14 protein-coding genes and 2 pseudogenes are annotated in these 17,937 nt (G+C 33.5%); all 16 read right to left on the bottom strand.

All coding sequences use genetic code 11. From position 1 onward, the window contains the following. Positions 1 to 31 precede the first annotated feature (31 nt). Positions 32 to 736: an elongation factor P 5-aminopentanone reductase gene (ymfI, locus tag KA858_RS03850; protein ID WP_210135048.1), complete on the bottom strand. Its 705-nt coding sequence runs from the start codon at positions 734 to 736 to the stop codon at positions 32 to 34. Continuing rightward, positions 736 to 2,025 (bottom strand): EF-P 5-aminopentanol modification-associated protein YfmH, encoded by a 1,290-nt coding sequence (gene yfmH, locus KA858_RS03845; RefSeq protein ID WP_210135047.1) that lies wholly within the window; start codon positions 2,023 to 2,025, stop codon positions 736 to 738. The genes ymfI and yfmH overlap by 1 nt, the downstream gene beginning before the upstream one ends. Then, complete coding sequence (yfmF, locus tag KA858_RS03840) at positions 2,025 to 3,299, bottom strand: EF-P 5-aminopentanol modification-associated protein YfmF (protein ID WP_210135046.1); 1,275 nt, start codon at positions 3,297 to 3,299, stop codon at positions 2,025 to 2,027. The genes yfmH and yfmF overlap by 1 nt, the downstream gene beginning before the upstream one ends. A gap of 25 nt (positions 3,300 to 3,324) precedes the next feature. Continuing rightward, positions 3,325 to 4,041, bottom strand: a complete 717-nt coding sequence (locus tag KA858_RS03835) for a GntR family transcriptional regulator (protein ID WP_210135053.1) — start codon at positions 4,039 to 4,041, stop codon at positions 3,325 to 3,327. 3 nt (positions 4,042 to 4,044) lie between these two features. Beyond that, positions 4,045 to 5,502, bottom strand: a pseudogene (locus KA858_RS13065) (DNA translocase FtsK); the annotation flags it as partial. Between the two features lie 149 nt (positions 5,503 to 5,651). Further along, positions 5,652 to 6,462, bottom strand: a pseudogene (locus tag KA858_RS13060) (cell division protein FtsK); the annotation flags it as partial. Between the two features lie 239 nt (positions 6,463 to 6,701). Beyond that, a complete protein-coding gene (rnjB, locus tag KA858_RS03825) occupies positions 6,702 to 8,375 on the bottom strand; it encodes a ribonuclease J2 (RefSeq protein ID WP_210135044.1) in 1,674 nt (557 codons plus the stop codon). A gap of 387 nt (positions 8,376 to 8,762) precedes the next feature. Further along, on the bottom strand, positions 8,763 to 10,865 hold the full coding sequence (gene pnp / locus KA858_RS03820) for a polyribonucleotide nucleotidyltransferase (RefSeq protein WP_053029331.1): 2,103 nt from the start codon (positions 10,863 to 10,865) through the stop codon (positions 8,763 to 8,765). A 135-nt stretch (positions 10,866 to 11,000) separates the two neighbouring features. Beyond that, positions 11,001 to 11,270 carry a 30S ribosomal protein S15 gene (rpsO, locus tag KA858_RS03815; protein ID WP_053018906.1) on the bottom strand — a complete coding sequence of 90 codons (270 nt, stop codon included), beginning with the start codon at positions 11,268 to 11,270 and terminating at the stop codon, positions 11,001 to 11,003. Between the two features lie 113 nt (positions 11,271 to 11,383). Continuing rightward, positions 11,384 to 12,355, bottom strand: coding sequence for a riboflavin biosynthesis protein RibF (gene ribF, locus KA858_RS03810; RefSeq protein ID WP_107630019.1), 972 nt, complete (start codon positions 12,353 to 12,355; stop codon positions 11,384 to 11,386). A gap of 14 nt (positions 12,356 to 12,369) precedes the next feature. Next, on the bottom strand, positions 12,370 to 13,287 hold the full coding sequence (truB, locus tag KA858_RS03805) for a tRNA pseudouridine(55) synthase TruB (protein WP_210135043.1): 918 nt from the start codon (positions 13,285 to 13,287) through the stop codon (positions 12,370 to 12,372). A 315-nt stretch (positions 13,288 to 13,602) separates the two neighbouring features. Further along, positions 13,603 to 13,953 (bottom strand): 30S ribosome-binding factor RbfA, encoded by a 351-nt coding sequence (rbfA, locus tag KA858_RS03800; RefSeq protein WP_053029328.1) that lies wholly within the window; start codon positions 13,951 to 13,953, stop codon positions 13,603 to 13,605. Positions 13,954 to 14,090: 137 nt separating this feature from the next. Beyond that, a complete protein-coding gene (locus KA858_RS03795) occupies positions 14,091 to 14,687 on the bottom strand; it encodes a DUF5780 domain-containing protein (protein WP_210135042.1) in 597 nt (198 codons plus the stop codon). A gap of 479 nt (positions 14,688 to 15,166) precedes the next feature. Beyond that, positions 15,167 to 17,314, bottom strand: coding sequence for a translation initiation factor IF-2 (gene infB / locus KA858_RS03790; RefSeq protein ID WP_210135041.1), 2,148 nt, complete (start codon positions 17,312 to 17,314; stop codon positions 15,167 to 15,169). Between the two features lie 4 nt (positions 17,315 to 17,318). Next, a complete protein-coding gene (locus KA858_RS03785) occupies positions 17,319 to 17,636 on the bottom strand; it encodes a YlxQ family RNA-binding protein (RefSeq protein WP_107630023.1) in 318 nt (105 codons plus the stop codon). Continuing rightward, positions 17,633 to 17,917, bottom strand: a complete 285-nt coding sequence (gene rnpM / locus KA858_RS03780; RefSeq protein WP_053029323.1) for an RNase P modulator RnpM — start codon at positions 17,915 to 17,917, stop codon at positions 17,633 to 17,635. Before rnpM ends, KA858_RS03785 begins: the two co-directional genes overlap by 4 nt. Positions 17,918 to 17,937 lie beyond the last annotated feature (20 nt).

The following is a 17,937-nucleotide window of genomic DNA, read 5'->3' as shown; positions in this document are numbered from 1 at the left end:
TTTTTATTCTTCGTTTTCAATCTGTCTAAAATTAGATATACCAAGCACCATTGACTTTTTGAATTGTTCCAGTAACACTTTTTGCAAGTGGACTCCACAAATAAGCACATGTATGAGCGATTTCATCAGGAGTTATCATTCGCTGTTGTGGTAACTCTGCTAAAATAGACGCCATATCGTCTGAATTAAATGATTGTGCCATATTACCACTTACAAAACCAGGCGTAACTGCATTGACAGTGACATTCGTCATTGCTAATTCCTGGCTTAGCGCTTTAACAAAGCCAATTTGAGCACTCTTCATTGTAGAATAAATGGTCTCCATGCTTGCACCTGTTTCCCCCCAAATGGACGAAATAACAATAATTCGACCATATTCACTATGACGTATTGTGTCTATAAAGTAACGACAACATCGTATTAATTGCTTAACATGTATATTGTAGCTATGATCAATATCTTCATCTGACATATCTTGTAGTAAGCCGTACAAAGCTGTACCACTACTATAAATCAAGCAATCAATATGTTTCACATGGCCAAAAGTTTCTTCCAAATCAATATCTTGTGATAAATCAGCTTTTATAAATTCAACAGCTTCTCCTTCATACTTAGCTTGTAACGTATTTATATCAGATTGAAAATATTGAACAATGACTTCGTTACCTTCCTCTAATAACCGTTCTACAATTGCTGTACCAATACTTCCTGAGCCACCAAGTACTAATGCTCTCATTAAGATTTAAGCTCCAAACGACTATCAACCATATTATCAATATTTAAAAACTTAGATGCTGTTTCATTAATACTATCTAATGTTATATTCTCAATAATTTCTAACATATCGAACACACTAACACCCTCAAAATATAATTTAGCATATTGATTCGCTATATATTCAGGAGAATTTAAACTTGAAATATATTCACCAATAAATTGTTTTTTCAATAAATCAAATGCTTCTTGGTCTTTCAATTTACCGCGATGCATGTTGAGTTCATTTAATAACACTTCTTTCAACTTATTTGGATGTTGTGTCGCACTCGTAATGATTGAAAAACAATAGGTAGGTTCGAGCACAAATTGATAACCAAATGATTCATCAATCAAATCTTCATTTAATAATGTTTGATAGAAATCCGTTTCTTCACCAAATACTAATTCGAAAAATAGCGTCATTTCTAAATCATGTTGTACATATTGTTGTGGCGATGCCTTAGTTGGTTCATTTTTAAATCCTAACATTAACCTAGGTGACTGTAGCTTCATTTCTTCAGTTACAAAAGGTGTTATCACTTTAGTTGGCTCATCAATAGTCACTCTTTCAATACTAGGTTGATTCGTTTTATCTCTTTTATTTTCATGCATTTCAACAATATCGCGTATATTTTCTGGATTCACATCGCCAACTACAAATAACACCATATTCGATGGATGATAAAATGTTTCATAACATAGATACAAGTCATCTTTTGTAATATTATAGATACTCTCTACGCTACCAGCTATATCCACTTTAATTGGATGATTTTGATACATCGCACGTAGCGTATTAAACATAATTTTATAGCCAGGTTGTTCTTGATACATTTTTATTTCTTCAGCGATAATACCTTTTTCTTTATCAACCGTTTTCTTCGAAAAGAATGGTGTCTCTACCATTTCTAATAATCTTAGAATATTACTTTCAACATTATCTGTTGCACTGAATAAATAACTAGTACGATCAAAACTAGTAAATGCATTGACTTGCGCATTATCACTTGCAAATGCAGTAAATAAATCTTCAGTGTCATCCTTTTCAAATAATTTATGCTCTAAAAAGTGAGCAACGCCATCTGGTACAGTTACAAACGCATCTTGATTATGTGGTTTAAAAGTATTATCTAGAGAGCCAAATTGAGTCGTATACGTTACGAATGTTTTTTGAAATCCTTTTTTTGGAATAACGAATAAACGTAACCCATTAGCTAATTCATGTTCAAATACACGCTCATCAATGAGTTCATAATATGTTTCTTTCATTAAGAATGACCACCCTTCGTAAGTGCATAAATCGTATCAAGTTTTGCTTTATTGGCCATAGTTACCACATCTTCTTTAGTAACTTTTTGGATGTGATTAATATAGTTTTCATCTGTTTGCACACGTTCTAAAAGTAACTGATTTTGCATAACTTCGATAATACTTTTAGGTCGATCGGCAATCTCATGTCTATGGGAGATGATAATTTTTTTGGCGAGTTCTAATTTATCCTCGTCAAATTCACCACGTTTAAATTTATCAAACTCTTCCAAGATTGTATCTTTAGCAAGTTCAAATTTATCTGCTGATACACCACTTAATACAAAGAGATAACCATTTTTACCATCTAATTGCGAATGGATTGAATAGGCTAGACTTTGTTTTTCACGTACTTCATTAAATAAAACGGATGATGGGTCCCCACCAAACATCGTATTTAATACTACTAATGCATAATAATCATGTGCCCCAAAACGCGTTGGAAAGCGATAGCCCATATTTAATTTTGCTTGGTCCACTTCATCCTCTTCAACAATATATTGTGGTTCTGAGTTTGAATCCATTAAATACGGTTCATTAGATTGCGTCATTTCAAATGGTTTAATTATAAATTTCGATTTGATTAATTGCTTAACCTCTTGTTCATCTACATTGCCAACAACATAAACCGAACATTGATCATTGTTAATCATATTTTGATATGTATGATATAAGCTTTCAGGTGTAATTGTATTTATTTTCTCAATTTGCCCTGTCGCTAAGTAGCGATACGGTTCATCTTTAAACATGTATTTTAATAAATTTAAAAATGAATATTGCGCCTTATTATCGATAATAGCTTCAATTTTTTTAGTTAGTAGAGATTTTTCTTGATTGACAAATGTTTCGTTAAACGCACTATTTTCAATGAGTGGTTTATTGATTACTTCATATAAGACATTCAATCCTTTTTCAAAAAGTGGTGTTGAATCTTTGAGGTAACGTTCATTAACAATTTCTAATGAGATAGTGATCACATGTTTATCTTTAAATTTAGAAACAAAACTATGTATGTAAGCACCATATAATTCTGACAGTTGTTTACTAAACGCTTTATCAGTTGACCATTTTTGTGTAGCACGAACTAATAATTTACTAAGTAAAGAACGTGCTGTGATGGTTTCGTAATCTAAAGGTGCCATAAATTTGAAAGTAATCATAGTTGTCTTAAATTTCTCTGTAGGTAACACATCGATATGTATGTGTTGGTCTTGATTGATTTGTTGTTCTAACATTCATCCACACTCCTTAATATCAAATCTATATTTTTGTACGTGTCAGTTTAAATTTAACTAAACTGCTCTTCACATAATTTAAAGAATATAAAATAGGTTTACCCAATTCATCATAGTGTACAACCTTTAATAGCATTAAACCTTCATGTGGAGAAGCGTTCAGAATATCAGAAATATGTGGCTCATAACTAATTGCTTCAACTTCTGTTTCAGCAGAAGCAACTTTATGACCGGTATTCGTCTCAATTGCATTTAGCATGGAACCATCACTGATTTGATAATCAGTACAGGTAAGATAATCTTTTGAAATTTTATCCAAACAATAAATAACTGGCTGATGATTTGCAGTGCGTAGACGCTCAATAATTGTAATTGGTTGTTTATCTTCAATGCCTAACATTTGTGCATCTAATATGGAGGCAGGTTGTTCCTCTAAACTCAAATATTCAGTTCCTGAGTGGTAACCTGCTTCTTGAATCATATCGTTTATGCTGAATAATTTATTTAATGGATAGAAGAAGGGGTGTAATGACTTTACACTTGGTCCTTCTTCAAAGTTATCAGTCAAAACTTGTTCAGTAATAAGTTCACCAATTGCATCATAGACATCGTCTGTTTTCACATTCAATTCTCTGGCAATAGATAAATTGCTAGGTAGTTTATCACCAGGTTTTAAAGATTGTTCTTTAATTTGCTTAAGAATATACTCCTTAACTTTATAAGCTGCATTTATCTCTGTCATCATTTACACCTCTTCATCATCTAAATTTACTAATACTTGTCTTGGTTTACTACCTTTTTGTGGTCCGATAACTTGGTTTCGTTCTAAATCATCCATTAATCTAGAAGCACGATTATAGCCAATTCTAAATTGTCGTTGTAATAGCGACGTACTTGCTTTTTGTTGCTCAATAACAAATATATAGGCATCATCATAAAGAGCATCTTCACTCTTCATTTCTGATTTGTCTACAGGTGCATCTGGTTCCATTTCTTTCACGTAATTCGCTTTTTGTTGTTCAACAACATAATTAACAACATCTTGAACTTCTTGGTCACTTAAGAAAGCACCTTGTACACGCGTTTGAGATGACTCTCCATTACCTACATAGAGCATATCACCTTTGCCGAGTAACTTTTCGGCTCCACCAGAGCCAATAATTGTTCTAGAGTCAGTTTGAGAACTTACGGCAAATGCAATACGTGAAGGAATATTATTTTTAATGATACCAGTGATTACATCTACTGATGGTCTTTGAGTTGCAACGATTAAATGAATGCCTGCTGCTCTGGCCATTTGAGTAATACGTTGAATGGCATTCTCAACTTCTTTACCTGCAACCATCATCAGATCAGCTAATTCATCTACAATAACTACGATATATGGTAATTCTGCTTGTTTCTCATCGAGTTCTTCATTTTGACGACGTATAAATTTATTATACCCTTCAATGTTACGTGTAGACGAATGTTGGAATAAATCATAGCGTCGTTCCATTTCTGCCACTACTTTTTCTAAGGCTTGAGAGGCTTTATGTGGATTGGTCACTACTGGTATTAATAAATGTGGCACCCCATTATACACATTTAATTCTACCATCTTAGGGTCAATCAACATGAGCTTGACCTCATGTGGTTTAGCGTTTAATAGAATACTAGTTATAATACCGTTAATACATACAGACTTACCGCTACCTGTTGAACCGGCAACAAGAAGGTGTGGCATTTCATTTAATTGAATTGTCATTGGTTCACCAGAAATATCTCTACCAAGACCTACTTCTAATTTGTTACTTGCTGGAAATTTAGATTCAAGCACTTCCTTAAGGGTAACTAATGAAATCTTATCATTTGGCACTTCAATGCCTACTGCTGAACGTCCAGGTATTGGCGCTTCAATACGTACATCTTTTGCTGCTAATGCAAGTGCAATATCATTATGTAAGTTCACAATTTTGCTTACTTTAACGCCTTGAGCAGGTTGAATTTCATATTGTGTTACGGCTGGCCCAATTTTAATCTGTTTCACTTTAGCATTAACACCAAAGTTTTTCATTGTAGATTCAAGTATTTGGCCTTTACGTTGAACTTCAGCCTTAGAAGTTGTTTGTTGTTTAGCTGGCTGATTAAGTAATGATAATGGCGGAATGTGATATGCAGCATTAGCCTCTTCTCCCGCTTCAGAAATTGAACCGTTCATTTGATGATCATCATTAGAAGCTGAATCTGACTTTGTATTATGGCGTTGATGCTTTTCGTTATTTTGATTTACTTCTTTAGCATGATCTTCGTTATTAATACCAAATTGTCTTTTCTTGCGCTTGTTAACAGGAGGTTGCTTATTTTCTTGCGACTCACTATGACCATAAATAGGAATGTCTTCCGGTTCTGGATTAACTTCTGGAAAATCACTTACATCTTTAATTTGCTCTGACTCAAGTTGTTCTTGCTCAAATTCATTTTGTCTTTGACGCTCACGCTCTACTTCTTTTTCACGTTGGCGCGCTTCTTTTTTGAGTTTATTTTGTGCTCTTTTTTCTTTCAAATTAGATGACGCACTTTGACTCGAATTTTTCATTTTATCAATTAAAGATTTGACAACATCTCTATGTCTAAGTTTAAGCAATAGTATAATACTTGAACTTAATAAGATTAATGTGAGGATGATGACACCTGCAATGGAAATAAGTGGAATAAATATTTTAAGTAAATAGAATCCTATTAAACCCCCACCGAAATTTGGAAAATGACTATGTTCATAAGCCTTATAGACATAAGATAGAACTGGTTCTCTTTGAGATACCGCCCCTTTTTGAAAATGGTAAATAATTTGTGTTGTAATCAATAACACAAATTGTAGCGATATCAATCCGAAAGTACGTCTTGTCTTAGGAAATTGCTTTTGCATTGCTATATAAACCGTAATTAAACTGAGTAATATGTATGTTAAATAGCGACTCATTCCAAACAAATAATTGAAAAAGCTATCTATCATTCGACCCACAATGCCTAATTGGAACATTCCTAAAATCGACAAAATGACTATTATGATTGCAATAACATAGCGTAAAGAACTGTCCTTCTTCTGTTGCTTTTTTTTAGTCGATTTACGGGTTGTTGCGCCCTTTTTACGGGTTGTAGTTTTTTTCTTAGTTTGTGGCAAAATCGTACACCTTCTTTATTTCTCACTTAGTAACTCTTTGTAAAACATCTAATTCTCATTTTTCCGATATGTATTATTAATATTATTAAAAGTACGAAAGAGGTTGGAACAATACATACCACATTTAGACTCAAAGCGTCATAAAATAAAGTGAATAATTAAGGCTATTCTCAAACGTTGCCTTTAAAATTATTACACAACTGTGATGTTGTCCCGACCTCTTTTTGATTGTATATATCTTATATTTCAGAAATGACTGGTATAATCATTGGACGACGTTTCGTACTTTCAAATAGCAATTTACTGATTTGATCTCGCATATTTTGTTTAATGTCAGACCATTCAATACGTTTTTCTTGAAGACCTGCTTCAACAATTTCACGAACCTTTTCTTCTGCTTCCTTCATTAATTCTTCACTCTCACGGACATATACGAATCCACGTGATTGAATTTCTGGACCAGCAGCAATTCGTCTGTTTTTCGGATCCAATGTAACAACTGCGATAAAAATACCGTCTTCTGCAAGTAAATGACGATCTCTTAAAACGATATTACCAACATCTCCTACACCGATACCATCGATGAGAATATTGCCAGAATTAACTTTTTCGTTTAATACCATGTCCTTACCGTCGTAGTGTATAACGTCACCTTTTTCGACTAAGAAAATTTTCTCCGGTGCTACGCCAGTTTCATTAGCTAATTTAGCATGTGCAATCTGCATTTTAAATTCACCTTGAACAGGGATAAAGTATTCAGGTTTCATGATATTAATCATCATTTTTAATTCTTCCATGCAACCATGACTAGATGCATGAATTTTTTTATTATTAGGAATAATATATGCACCTGCACGCACTAATTCATTTAATGTATCAGCAATAATTACTTCCATATTCGCTGATGCAGTAATCGCTAAATATACAGAATCTCCTTCTTCGATATTCATAATTTTATGCTTATGTTGCGCCATTTGACTCAATGCCTCGATAGGTTCGCCTTCCATACCAGTAGCTATAATTACTACTTCATTTTTAGGGTAATTTCCTACTTCATTAATTGGAATTAATAAGTCTTTAGGAATATCAAAATATCCCATTTTACGTGCAATATTAAAAGAACTTTCTAATGAACGACCTAAAAATGAAACTTTACGGTTCAATTTACTTGCTGTATTTAATACTTGTTGAATTCTAATAAAATTAGAAGCATAACAAGATACAATTAAACGACCTTTCACTTTCGCAAACGCATCAAAAATATGCGATTCAATTACATTCTCAGGTGTATTATAGCCTGGTTTCTCAGCTTCTGTAGAATCACTAATTAATGCGAAGACACCCTCTTCACCAATTTCAGCCATACGTTTGATGTCAGGTGCATAGTGTCCTTGTAAACTTTGGTCAAATTTAAATTCACCAGTATATACGATAGAACCGTATGACGTATGAATGCAAATACCTAAACTATCAGGAATACTGTGTGTAGTATTAAAGAACGTAATATTAACATTTTTAAATCGCATAACTGAATCGTGATTAACTGTATAATAACGAACTTTCTTCTTAACGTTACGAGACTTCATATTTTCTTTAACAAGCGCTAACGTTAATTTAGAACCATATACAGGCGCATCAATTTGTTCTAAAATATAGCTAACTGCACCGATAGCATGTTCATGACCATGGCTTAAAAAGATTCCTTTTAATTTATCTTTATTATCAATGACATATTGGATGTCAGGAATAACGATATCTACACCTAACATTTCATCTTCTGGGAACATTAACCCCGCATCTAACATAAACATTTCATCGTCTACTTCAACGATATACATATTTTTTGCGATTTCGCCCACACCACCAAGTGGAATGATACGAATATCGTCATTCTTTTTTTTCACTAAACTCAAAATGTTACCTCCTATTATAAAAATCCCCGTCCATATAAACTCATAATTTATTATAATTTAATTTATGTTGGATGTACACTATTAAAGTGTTTCTCAGGGAATTATAGTCATGATTGAATTTAGTATTTAATAAAAAATAAGGATTGATTTATTAAATCGCGCAAAATGAAAGAAAGTGGGACAGAATTTTTCTTAAATTCGTGTCCCACCCCCCGCAAGGATGACTAGAGCAGAGAAAAGCTTGTTCTAAATGCCTTCTCAGTTCTGTCAGCTACTTTAATTTGCAAAATAGCATTATTATATTTTTTTATATCCTAGACTCTCATACTAGTAAAATAACTGTTATTGACTAAGTTAAAAATACGTTTCTAACAAGCACTTTACTGTTTATTTATTTTCATCTAATACTTTGTGAGATGCGTTAACACGACCTTGTTTATCAATTTCAGTAATTTTAACTTCAATCGTATCTCCAATACTCAATACATCTTCTACTTTATTAATGCGTTCTTTTGAAATTTGAGAAATGTGTAGTAACGCATCTTTACCAGCAAATAATTCAACAAATGCTCCATATTTTTCAATACGTTTAACTTTTGCGTTATAAACTTGACCTACTTCAGCCTCACGTGTAATTTCTTCAATAATTTCACGCGCACGATTGATCATGTCTTGATCAACTGCACCAATAAAGATTGTACCATCTTGCTCAATGTCTAATTTAACACCAGTTTCATCGATGATTTCGTTAATTTTCTTACCACCTGGTCCAATAACGTCTCTAATCTTTTCAGGTTTAATATGCATGATTTCCACTTTAGGTGCATAGGCACTTAGTTCTTTACGTGGTTGATCAATCGTTTGTAGCATGTGATCCATAATTGCCAAACGACCTTGTCTAGCTTGCTCTAAAGCCTCTTCTATGACTTCACGTGTTAAACCGTCAATTTTAATATCCATTTGAATCGCAGTGATACCATCTTTTGTACCGGCAACTTTAAAGTCCATATCGCCTAAAGCATCTTCCATGCCTTGAATATCTGTAAGTATTGTATAACTATCTTCTCGTGTAACTAACCCCATAGCTATACCAGCAACAGGTGCTTTAATTGGCACACCTGCATCCATTAAAGCTAATGTTGAACCACAAATAGATGCTTGTGATGATGAACCATTAGATTCTAATACTTCACTTACAATACGAACAGTATATGGGAATTCAGATGTATCTGGAATAATGTATTTTAATGCTCTTTCACCTAAAGCACCATGTCCAATTTCTCGACGACCTGGTGCTCTCACTGGACCAGTTTCACCTACTGAGAAATTAGGGAAATTATAATGATGCATGAAACGTTTTTCTTGTTCTGGTCCTAAACCATCAATTAATTGATAATCACCTAAGGCACCCAATGTGAGCACAGATAAAGCTTGTGTTTGTCCACGTGTGAACAGCCCTGAACCATGTGCACGTGGTAATAATCCAACTTCTGATTCAAGCGGTCTAATTTCATCTGGTTTTCGTCCATCTGGTCTAATCTTTTCATCAGCGATAAGACGACGTACTTCTTCTTTAACTAAATCATTTAAAATTGCATAAACTTCATCAATTAACAATTCATTCTCAGGATCTGCTTCGTCAATAAATTCAGTTGCAATTTCAGCTTTTAACGTGTCTAAATTTTCATCACGTTGTTGCTTATCAAAAGTTAAAACAGTTTCTTTTAGACCTTTTTCTTCGGTTAATGCTTTAACTCTTGATACTAATGCTTCATCACGTTCTACAGGAACGAATTCTTTCTTAACTGGTTGAATGTGTGCTATCACTTCTTCTTGGAATGCTACTAAACGTTTGATTTCGTCATGACCAAAGAAGATGGCTTCTAACATTTCTTTCTCAGTAATTTCGCTTGCACCAGCTTCTACCATGTTTACTGCATCTTTATGTCCAGCAACTTCTAAATCTAGACGCGAAACTTCTTTCTCTGCAACGGTAGGATTAATGACATATTTACCATCAACATAACCTACGTTCACACCAGCAATTGGTCCTTGGAATGGGATATCTGAAACACTTAATGCCATTGAAGAACCTATCATTGCTGCCATTTCTGGTGAACAATCTGGGTCTGCACTAAGCACCGTGTTCATAATTTGAACATCATGACGGTATCCTTTTGGGAATAGTGGTCGAATCGGTCTATCGATTAGACGTGCTGTTAATGTTGCTTCATCTCCTGGACGACCTTCACGTTTTTTAAATCCTCCTGGAATTTTACCAGCAGCATACATTTTTTCTTCATAGTTAACTGTTAATGGGAAAAAGTCACCATCACGTGGTTCTTTAGATGCAACAGCAGTTGATAATACGACAGTATCTCCGTAGCGTACTAGCACTGCACCATTAGCTTGTTTAGCTAGTTGCCCTGTCTCAATCGTTAACGATCTTCCAGCCCACTCAGTTTTAAATACCTTTTTTTCTTGAGACATTATGAATCTCCTCTCTGAAATCTATTAACTACATCATATCATTTATTTTTAAAATTTTATATTAGTGTTTAATATTAAACGATAAAAAAAGGAAAGTACCAAACTAAATGGTGCTTTCCTCTTAATATATTAGAATTAACGACGAATACCTAATGATTTAATTAATTCACGGTAACGTTGAATATCTTTACTACGTAAGTAGTTTAATAAGTGACGACGACGACCTACCATTTTTAATAATCCACGACGTGAATGGTGATCTTTTTTGTGTTCACGTAAATGTTCGTTTAATGCAGCGATTTCTGCAGTTAAAACAGCGATTTGTACTTCTGGTGAACCAGTGTCAGTTTCGTGCACGCGATATTCTTTGATAATTTCGTTTTTACGTTCTTGAGTAATTGCCATAATTAAATTCCTCCTAAAATTTGTATACACCTTAATCTGAGCTAGGCGTCGGAGTCTCAACCCGCCAAGATAAAGGAATAATAGTAGTGAATTCCATTTATTAGAACTCAACTTTAGATATTATACGATACATCATCACCAAAATCAACCGATAGTAGGTATTTAGCTTTTTCTTTATCATTGTTCATTTGTTCAACTAAAGGATCGATACCATCGAATTTCACTTCTGGTCTCAAGTAATGATGCCAATATACTATGACACGTTCACCATATATATTGTCATTAAAATCAAAAATGTTAACTTCAATAACTACTTCAGCTTTTGATGGGTCATGGAATGTAGGTTTTACACCAACATTAGCGACACCACGATAGATTTTATTTTCAGCACCAATTGCCATACTTACAGCGTAAACACCTTTTTTAGGTAATACATAGTCATCACTTGGTTGAACATTTGCGGTTGGGAATCCAATAGTACGACCTCGTTTTTCCCCTTGTACTACAGTCCCTTTAATTCTGTAAAGATAGCCTAATTGCTCATTGGCTTTCTTTAAATTACCTTCTTTCAAAGCTTCCCTAATCGCTGTAGTAGAAATTTTTTCGGTTTCCATCTCTTGTTTACCAACAATGGTTGTGCTAAATTCATCCATTTCATTTAATACAGACATGTTACCTTTTCCGAATTTACCATATGTAAAATCAAATCCAGCAACTACTTCTTGCACATGATTATTAATAATATAGTCTTGGACAAATTCTTCTGCGGTTACACTCGCAAAGCGTGATGAAAAATTGATTACAATACAATAATCTACATCATGTTGTTCAATCATCTCAAGTTTATCTGAAAGTGGTGTTAAATAGTCCGTACGTTTACGTTCTGGATTTAACACGACAGAAGGGTGAGGATCAAATGTTGTAACTGCCTTTTTTAGATTTCGCGCTGCAGCACGCTCATCCAATGCTTCGAACACTTTATGATGACCACGATGCATGCCATCAAAAAAGCCAAATGCCATCGCAACGTCTTCTTTTATCAATTGATCTTCTTGAATTGGATGGGTTACTTCTATCACTTTCATAACTTTTGACTCCTTTAATTAAATACTTTTTTAGGTTTTATTTCATATTTTTTATCTGGATGTTGAACATAAATTGCCATTACTTTCTGAGTTTCAGAATCAACAAAGACTAATTGTTCGTCAATGATTTGATTAAAAAGTCTTTTATTAAACTTTTGTCCATTTAATATTCTTTTTTTCATATTCTCATCAGAAACATTGATTTTCGGCAAACTTTTCAAACCATATTCTATAGGAAAAAGTTGCGATTGTAATGCGTCTTGCTCATGTAATTGAGAAATTTGCTCTAATGTGAGACTATCCTTAACATCAAAACCACCTGAATTCGTTCGCGTTAATAAAGACATGTGTGCCGGATAACCTAATTGTTTACCGATGTCCGTAGCAAGTGTACGAATATAAGTTCCTTTACCACATTTCACCTTAATATTAAAATGACATTTTTTATCTTCAAATTGGAGATCAGATGTACGCTCAATCAAATCAATTTTCACTTGACGCACTGGCCTTTCAACTGTTTCACCATTTCTTGCGTATTCATATAACTTTTTCCCATTGACTTTAACAGATGAATACATGGGTGGAATTTGTTCTATAAGGCCTTCAAAAGTTCTCAAAACGTCATCTATGTCGGTTGTATTAACCTCATTTTCAAGAACTTCAACTTTATCTATAACTTCACCCGTCTGGTCTTCAGTAATAGTACTTTCTCCTAATGTAATGGTCGCATGATAGGATTTACCCATGTTCATGACGTAATCACTTACACGCGTTGCAGGACCAATACATATAGGCAATACACCTGACACTTCAGGATCTAAGGTTCCAGTATGACCAATCTTCTTAGTTTTTAAAATCTTTCTTAGTTTGAAGACGACATCATGACTCGTCAATCCACGTTCTTTATAAACGGGTAAAATACCGTTATACATTTTTTCACGTCCTTCATTTTAACTACCTCTATGTATCATAACTTATCTGAGTGAATATGTGTTATGAAAATTAATTGTTATAACTTAAATTGACTTAGCAAACCACACTTTTCGCATACAATCAATATTCCCTTGAAACTCAAAATGAGACGGGAGTGGAACATCATTCGATTTGAATTTATTGTCCCACCCCCGTATAAGCGACGATTATTTTGAATAGCTTAAAAATTAGTGTTTATTCTATTTCTCGTTCAATTTGTATTTGTAATGTTAATAAAATAGCAAAGTATATTCTATAACTTAGTTAATAGACAATTATCTATCTTGCTTATGCAAATCTTGAATCATTTTCTCAATTTTATTACCATACTCAATTGATTCATCATATTCAAAGAATAATTCTGGAATAATTCGTAGTCTCATTCTTGAACCTAATTCAGATTTAATGAATCCTTTCGCTTTATCTAATGCTTTAAATGTATCATTAACCTCTTTTTCACTACCTAACACAGTAAGGTACACTTTGGCTTGTGATAAGTCGTTTGTTAATTCAACATCTGTAATTGTGATAAAGCCCACTCTAGGATCTTTAACTTTATTATTTACGATATCCATAATTTCTTTCTTCATTTGTTCGCCAACGCGTTCTGCTCTCATGTTACTCATGGATATTTCACCTCTTTAAAAAATTTATCTTTTCATTATACCCTTATAACTATGCTCGTAAAGACATATAAACTAAATTTATCATAAAAATTTATTCATTATTTTATTATATCTTATTAGCACTAAAAACAAAATTTCTAATGTTCATTATCAATTGAAATCGTTGTATTGTTGCTTCCTTTAATATCTTTTAATCGTTTTTGACCATAAATTTTCTCAAATTTATCATAAAGTGGATTCTTCCAAGTGTGGCCTTCAAAATCTTTATATTCAGAAACAATAAACTTATATGTTTCAATATCTTTATCATCTTTTAAATTAAATATTTCTTTCTTACTATCTCCATGGCCGGTCAAATTAATTTCTTCATCTACGTAATTGTTAATATAAGAATCACCACTAAGAGCCATAGCAAACTCAGGTTTAACCGGTAAACCGTTTTTGTCCCATGCTGCTACTGCTACAGTCACTTCTTTAATATCTTTATTACTCTCATTTACTATAATTGGATTTAATTGATCAAACGCACGTACATACCCATCATTAGTGTCTTTATCAATAAACTTTACTGTCCCGACGTGCACATCTTGATTATTTAATTTTTTATCAAGTGATGTTGCATTATATGAAGTTAACATTCCACCTTCTTTTCCAGCTTGTACAGAACTACATCCTGATAATAGTATAACCCCACTCAAGCAACAGCCTATTGCTAAATTTGCAAATTTTTTCATAGTTTTCCCCTTTGAAATCTCAAAATTTTAATTTTTATAATGAATATATAATATCAAAATTTTCATTATGATTATTATATAACTTTTTCTTTTTTATTTACTTTTTTGTCTTAAAATATAAATAGATAAAAAAGTTTTAAAGCGCTTTTTGTATTTTGAAATTTGAGAACTTAGATTTTGTCTATGCATAAAGAAGCATTTTGTCGAGACTGTTTTTTAGGAGCATTAATTTCATGAAAATAAGCACACTAGTACTTAAGTAAGTAAACCTAAAAGGATAATGAAATGTAGTTGAACGCGAGCTCCAATTTAATAAATCTTGAAAAGAGATTTCACAAACTAAACAATTTGGGCAAGCGCGCCTATCATACGAGGTATTGTAAAATGAAAAAGCCAGTAAATGAATTTATAAAAACTCATTTACTGGCTATATTGATGAAATTATGTCCCAGACTCAGTCCACTTCATAACTCATCGTTTTATCTTTCGATTTCAACCATCTCGAATGCTTCGATAATGTCGCCTTCTTTAATATCATTGAATTTTTCAATTGTGATACCACATTCATAACCTTGGGCTACTTCTTTAGCATCATCTTTGAAACGTTTCAATGTGTCTAATTCACCTTCGAATAAAACAATACCGTCTCTAATAATACGTACACCTGCGTTACGAGTAATCTTACCTTCAGTAACATAACTACCTGCAATTGTACCAACTTTAGACACTTTGAATGTTTGACGTACTTCAGCTTGTCCGATAACTTGTTCTTCAAATTCAGGATCAAGTAAACCTTTCATAGCTGATTCAATTTCTTCAATAACGTTATAAATAACACGATGAAGTCTCATATCAACATTTTCTGCTTCAGCAGCACGTTTAGCACCTGCGTCAGGACGCACATTGAAACCAATGATAATACCATTTGACGCATTAGCTAATGTAACGTCTGATTCATTAATTGCACCAACTGCCGTGTGAATAATACGCACGTTAACGCCTTCAACATCAATCTTCATAAGAGAAGCGGCAAGTGCTTCAACTGAACCTTGAACGTCACCTTTGATAATAACATTAAGGTCTTTCATTTCACCTTGTTTCATTTGTTCGAATAAATTATCTAATGATACATTTTTGCTTTCTTGACGTTGTTGAATAACGCTAGCTTCATGGCGCGCTTCACCAATACGACGCGCTTGTTTCTCATCTTTGAAGACAACGAAGCGGTCCCCTGCTAACGGTACATCATTAATCCCTGTAATTTCAACAGGCGTAGAAGGACCAGCTGATTTAATTCTTTGGCCCAAATCATTAACCATTGCACGAATTCGTCCAAATGTATTACCTACTACGATAGAATCCCCAACGTTTAAAGTACCATTTTGAACTAATAATGAAGCGGCAGGACCACGAGATTTATCTAATTCTGCTTCAATTACTGTACCAATCGCTTGTTTATTAGGATTCGCTTTTAATTCTTGCACTTCAGCAACTAAACCAATCATTTCTAATAAATCATCAATACCGTCACCACTTAATGCTGAAAGTGGAACAAAGATTGTTTCACCGCCCCAATCTTCAGGAATTAAACCATATTCGGTTAATTCTTGCATTACACGATCAGGGTTTGCAGTTGGTTTATCAATTTTATTCACTGCTACAATTGTAGGAACATTAGCTTCTTTAGCATGGTTAATTGCCTCAATTGTTTGTGGCATTACACCATCATCGGCTGCAACAACTAAAATTGTAATATCTGTTACTTGCGCACCACGCGCACGCATTGTAGTAAATGCTGCGTGTCCTGGCGTATCAAGGAATGTGATTTTTTTGCCTGCATTTTCAATTTGATAAGCACCGATATGTTGTGTGATACCACCCGCTTCTCCTGCTGTTACTTTAGTGTGGCGAATTGAATCAAGTAATGTTGTTTTACCATGGTCAACGTGTCCCATAATAGTAACTACCGCTGGACGTTCAATTGCATCAGGATCATCTTCTTCTTCATCAAAATAAATTGATAAATCTTCTTCGTTCACTACGACTTCTTTCTCTAGTTCAACACCATAATCGTCGGCAATTAATTCTAATGTTTCTTCATCTAACGCTTGGTTAATATTGGCAACAATACCTAATAAGAATAACTTTTTAATAATTCCTGATGATTCAATATTAAGTTTATCAGCTAATTCGCCAACTGTAATACCTTCTTCATATGTGATTTTAGAAGGCATTTCTTTTGGTTCTGCTGCCGGCTTGTTGTTTTTGTTACCTTTATTATTTTTATTGTTCTTGTTATTCTTGTTGTTTTTATTATTTTTGTTATTGCCTTTGTTATTGTTATTTTTGTTGTTATGATTGCCTTTTTGATTCGCGTTACCTTTGTTGTTTTGTTTATTATTTTTATTATTGTTTTGTTGTTTTTGGTGATTATTTTGAGTGTTTTGTTTCGTATCATTGCCACTTTCTTGTGGTTTAAACTTTTTATCAAGCGATTTAATTTGATCGTCCTCTAACGCTTGCATATGGTTAGAAACTTCAACATTCATACTTTTTAACTCATCTATAATCTCTTTACTCTTAACATTTAATTCTTTCGCATATTCGTAAATTCTTTTTTTACTCATATAATCACTCCTTACAATATTCATCTATCATCGACGTAAGCTTAGACGCAAACCCAGAGTCTATAACTCCTATGTTTACACGTTCCGACTTACCTAAAGATTGTCCTAATTCTGCTCTTGTACTAAAAATCCTAAACGGGACACGATACGTTTCACATTTATTTTTTATATTTTTCAAAGTGTTTTCTGAGGCATCCGATGCCATGATAACAAGTTTAATATTATTTTTCTTAATCTCAGTAAGCAATACAGATTCGCCAGATTTCACTTTACGCGCTCTCATTGCTAAACCTAAAAAATTTAAAATTTGTTCTTTATTCATTTAGGAATCTCTTCTCTATAAATCAAACGTATAATTTCTTTATAAACAGGGTCTAGCTTTGCAGAATCTGCATTGAAATATCTTTCAAGTACGCCCTTTTCTTGAGCTGCTTCTACACTTTGCACATCTTTTGAAACATAAGCGCCTCTACCTTGTTGTTTGCCAGTACCATCAGCAAAAATGTCGCCTTCTTTGTTAATAACAACGCGAATCATATCTTTCTTGGGACGCATTTCATTTGTAATAATACATTTGCGCATTGGAATCTTTTTCTTCTTCACTTAATTACTCACCCCAATTA

Origin of the sequence: Staphylococcus sp. GDX8P80P (genome assembly GCF_017893095.1) — a bacterium.
GTDB lineage: Bacteria > Bacillota > Bacilli > Staphylococcales > Staphylococcaceae > Staphylococcus > Staphylococcus borealis.
The sequence above is the reverse complement of the archived record's forward strand: the minus strand, read 5'-3'. Positions and strand labels throughout refer to the sequence as shown.

What these genes read in the sequence shown, in the direction of transcription:
- ymfI (WP_210135048.1), bottom strand. Translation starts at nt 736, where the DNA reads ATGAGAGCATTAGTACTTGGTGGCTCAGGAAGTATTGGTACAGCAATT.
- yfmH (WP_210135047.1), bottom strand. Translation starts at nt 2,025, where the DNA reads ATGAAAGAAACATATTATGAACTCATTGATGAGCGTGTATTTGAACAT.
- yfmF (WP_210135046.1), bottom strand. Translation starts at nt 3,299, where the DNA reads ATGTTAGAACAACAAATCAATCAAGACCAACACATACATATCGATGTG.
- KA858_RS03835 (WP_210135053.1), bottom strand. Translation starts at nt 4,041, where the DNA reads ATGACAGAGATAAATGCAGCTTATAAAGTTAAGGAGTATATTCTTAAG.
- pnp (WP_053029331.1), bottom strand. Translation starts at nt 10,865, where the DNA reads ATGTCTCAAGAAAAAAAGGTATTTAAAACTGAGTGGGCTGGAAGATCG.
- rpsO (WP_053018906.1), bottom strand. Translation starts at nt 11,270, where the DNA reads ATGGCAATTACTCAAGAACGTAAAAACGAAATTATCAAAGAATATCGC.
- ribF (WP_107630019.1), bottom strand. Translation starts at nt 12,355, where the DNA reads ATGAAAGTGATAGAAGTAACCCATCCAATTCAAGAAGATCAATTGATA.
- truB (WP_210135043.1), bottom strand. Translation starts at nt 13,287, where the DNA reads ATGTATAACGGTATTTTACCCGTTTATAAAGAACGTGGATTGACGAGT.
- rbfA (WP_053029328.1), bottom strand. Translation starts at nt 13,953, where the DNA reads ATGAGTAACATGAGAGCAGAACGCGTTGGCGAACAAATGAAGAAAGAA.
- KA858_RS03795 (WP_210135042.1), bottom strand. Translation starts at nt 14,687, where the DNA reads ATGAAAAAATTTGCAAATTTAGCAATAGGCTGTTGCTTGAGTGGGGTT.
- infB (WP_210135041.1), bottom strand. Translation starts at nt 17,314, where the DNA reads ATGAGTAAAAAAAGAATTTACGAATATGCGAAAGAATTAAATGTTAAG.
- KA858_RS03785 (WP_107630023.1), bottom strand. Translation starts at nt 17,636, where the DNA reads ATGAATAAAGAACAAATTTTAAATTTTTTAGGTTTAGCAATGAGAGCG.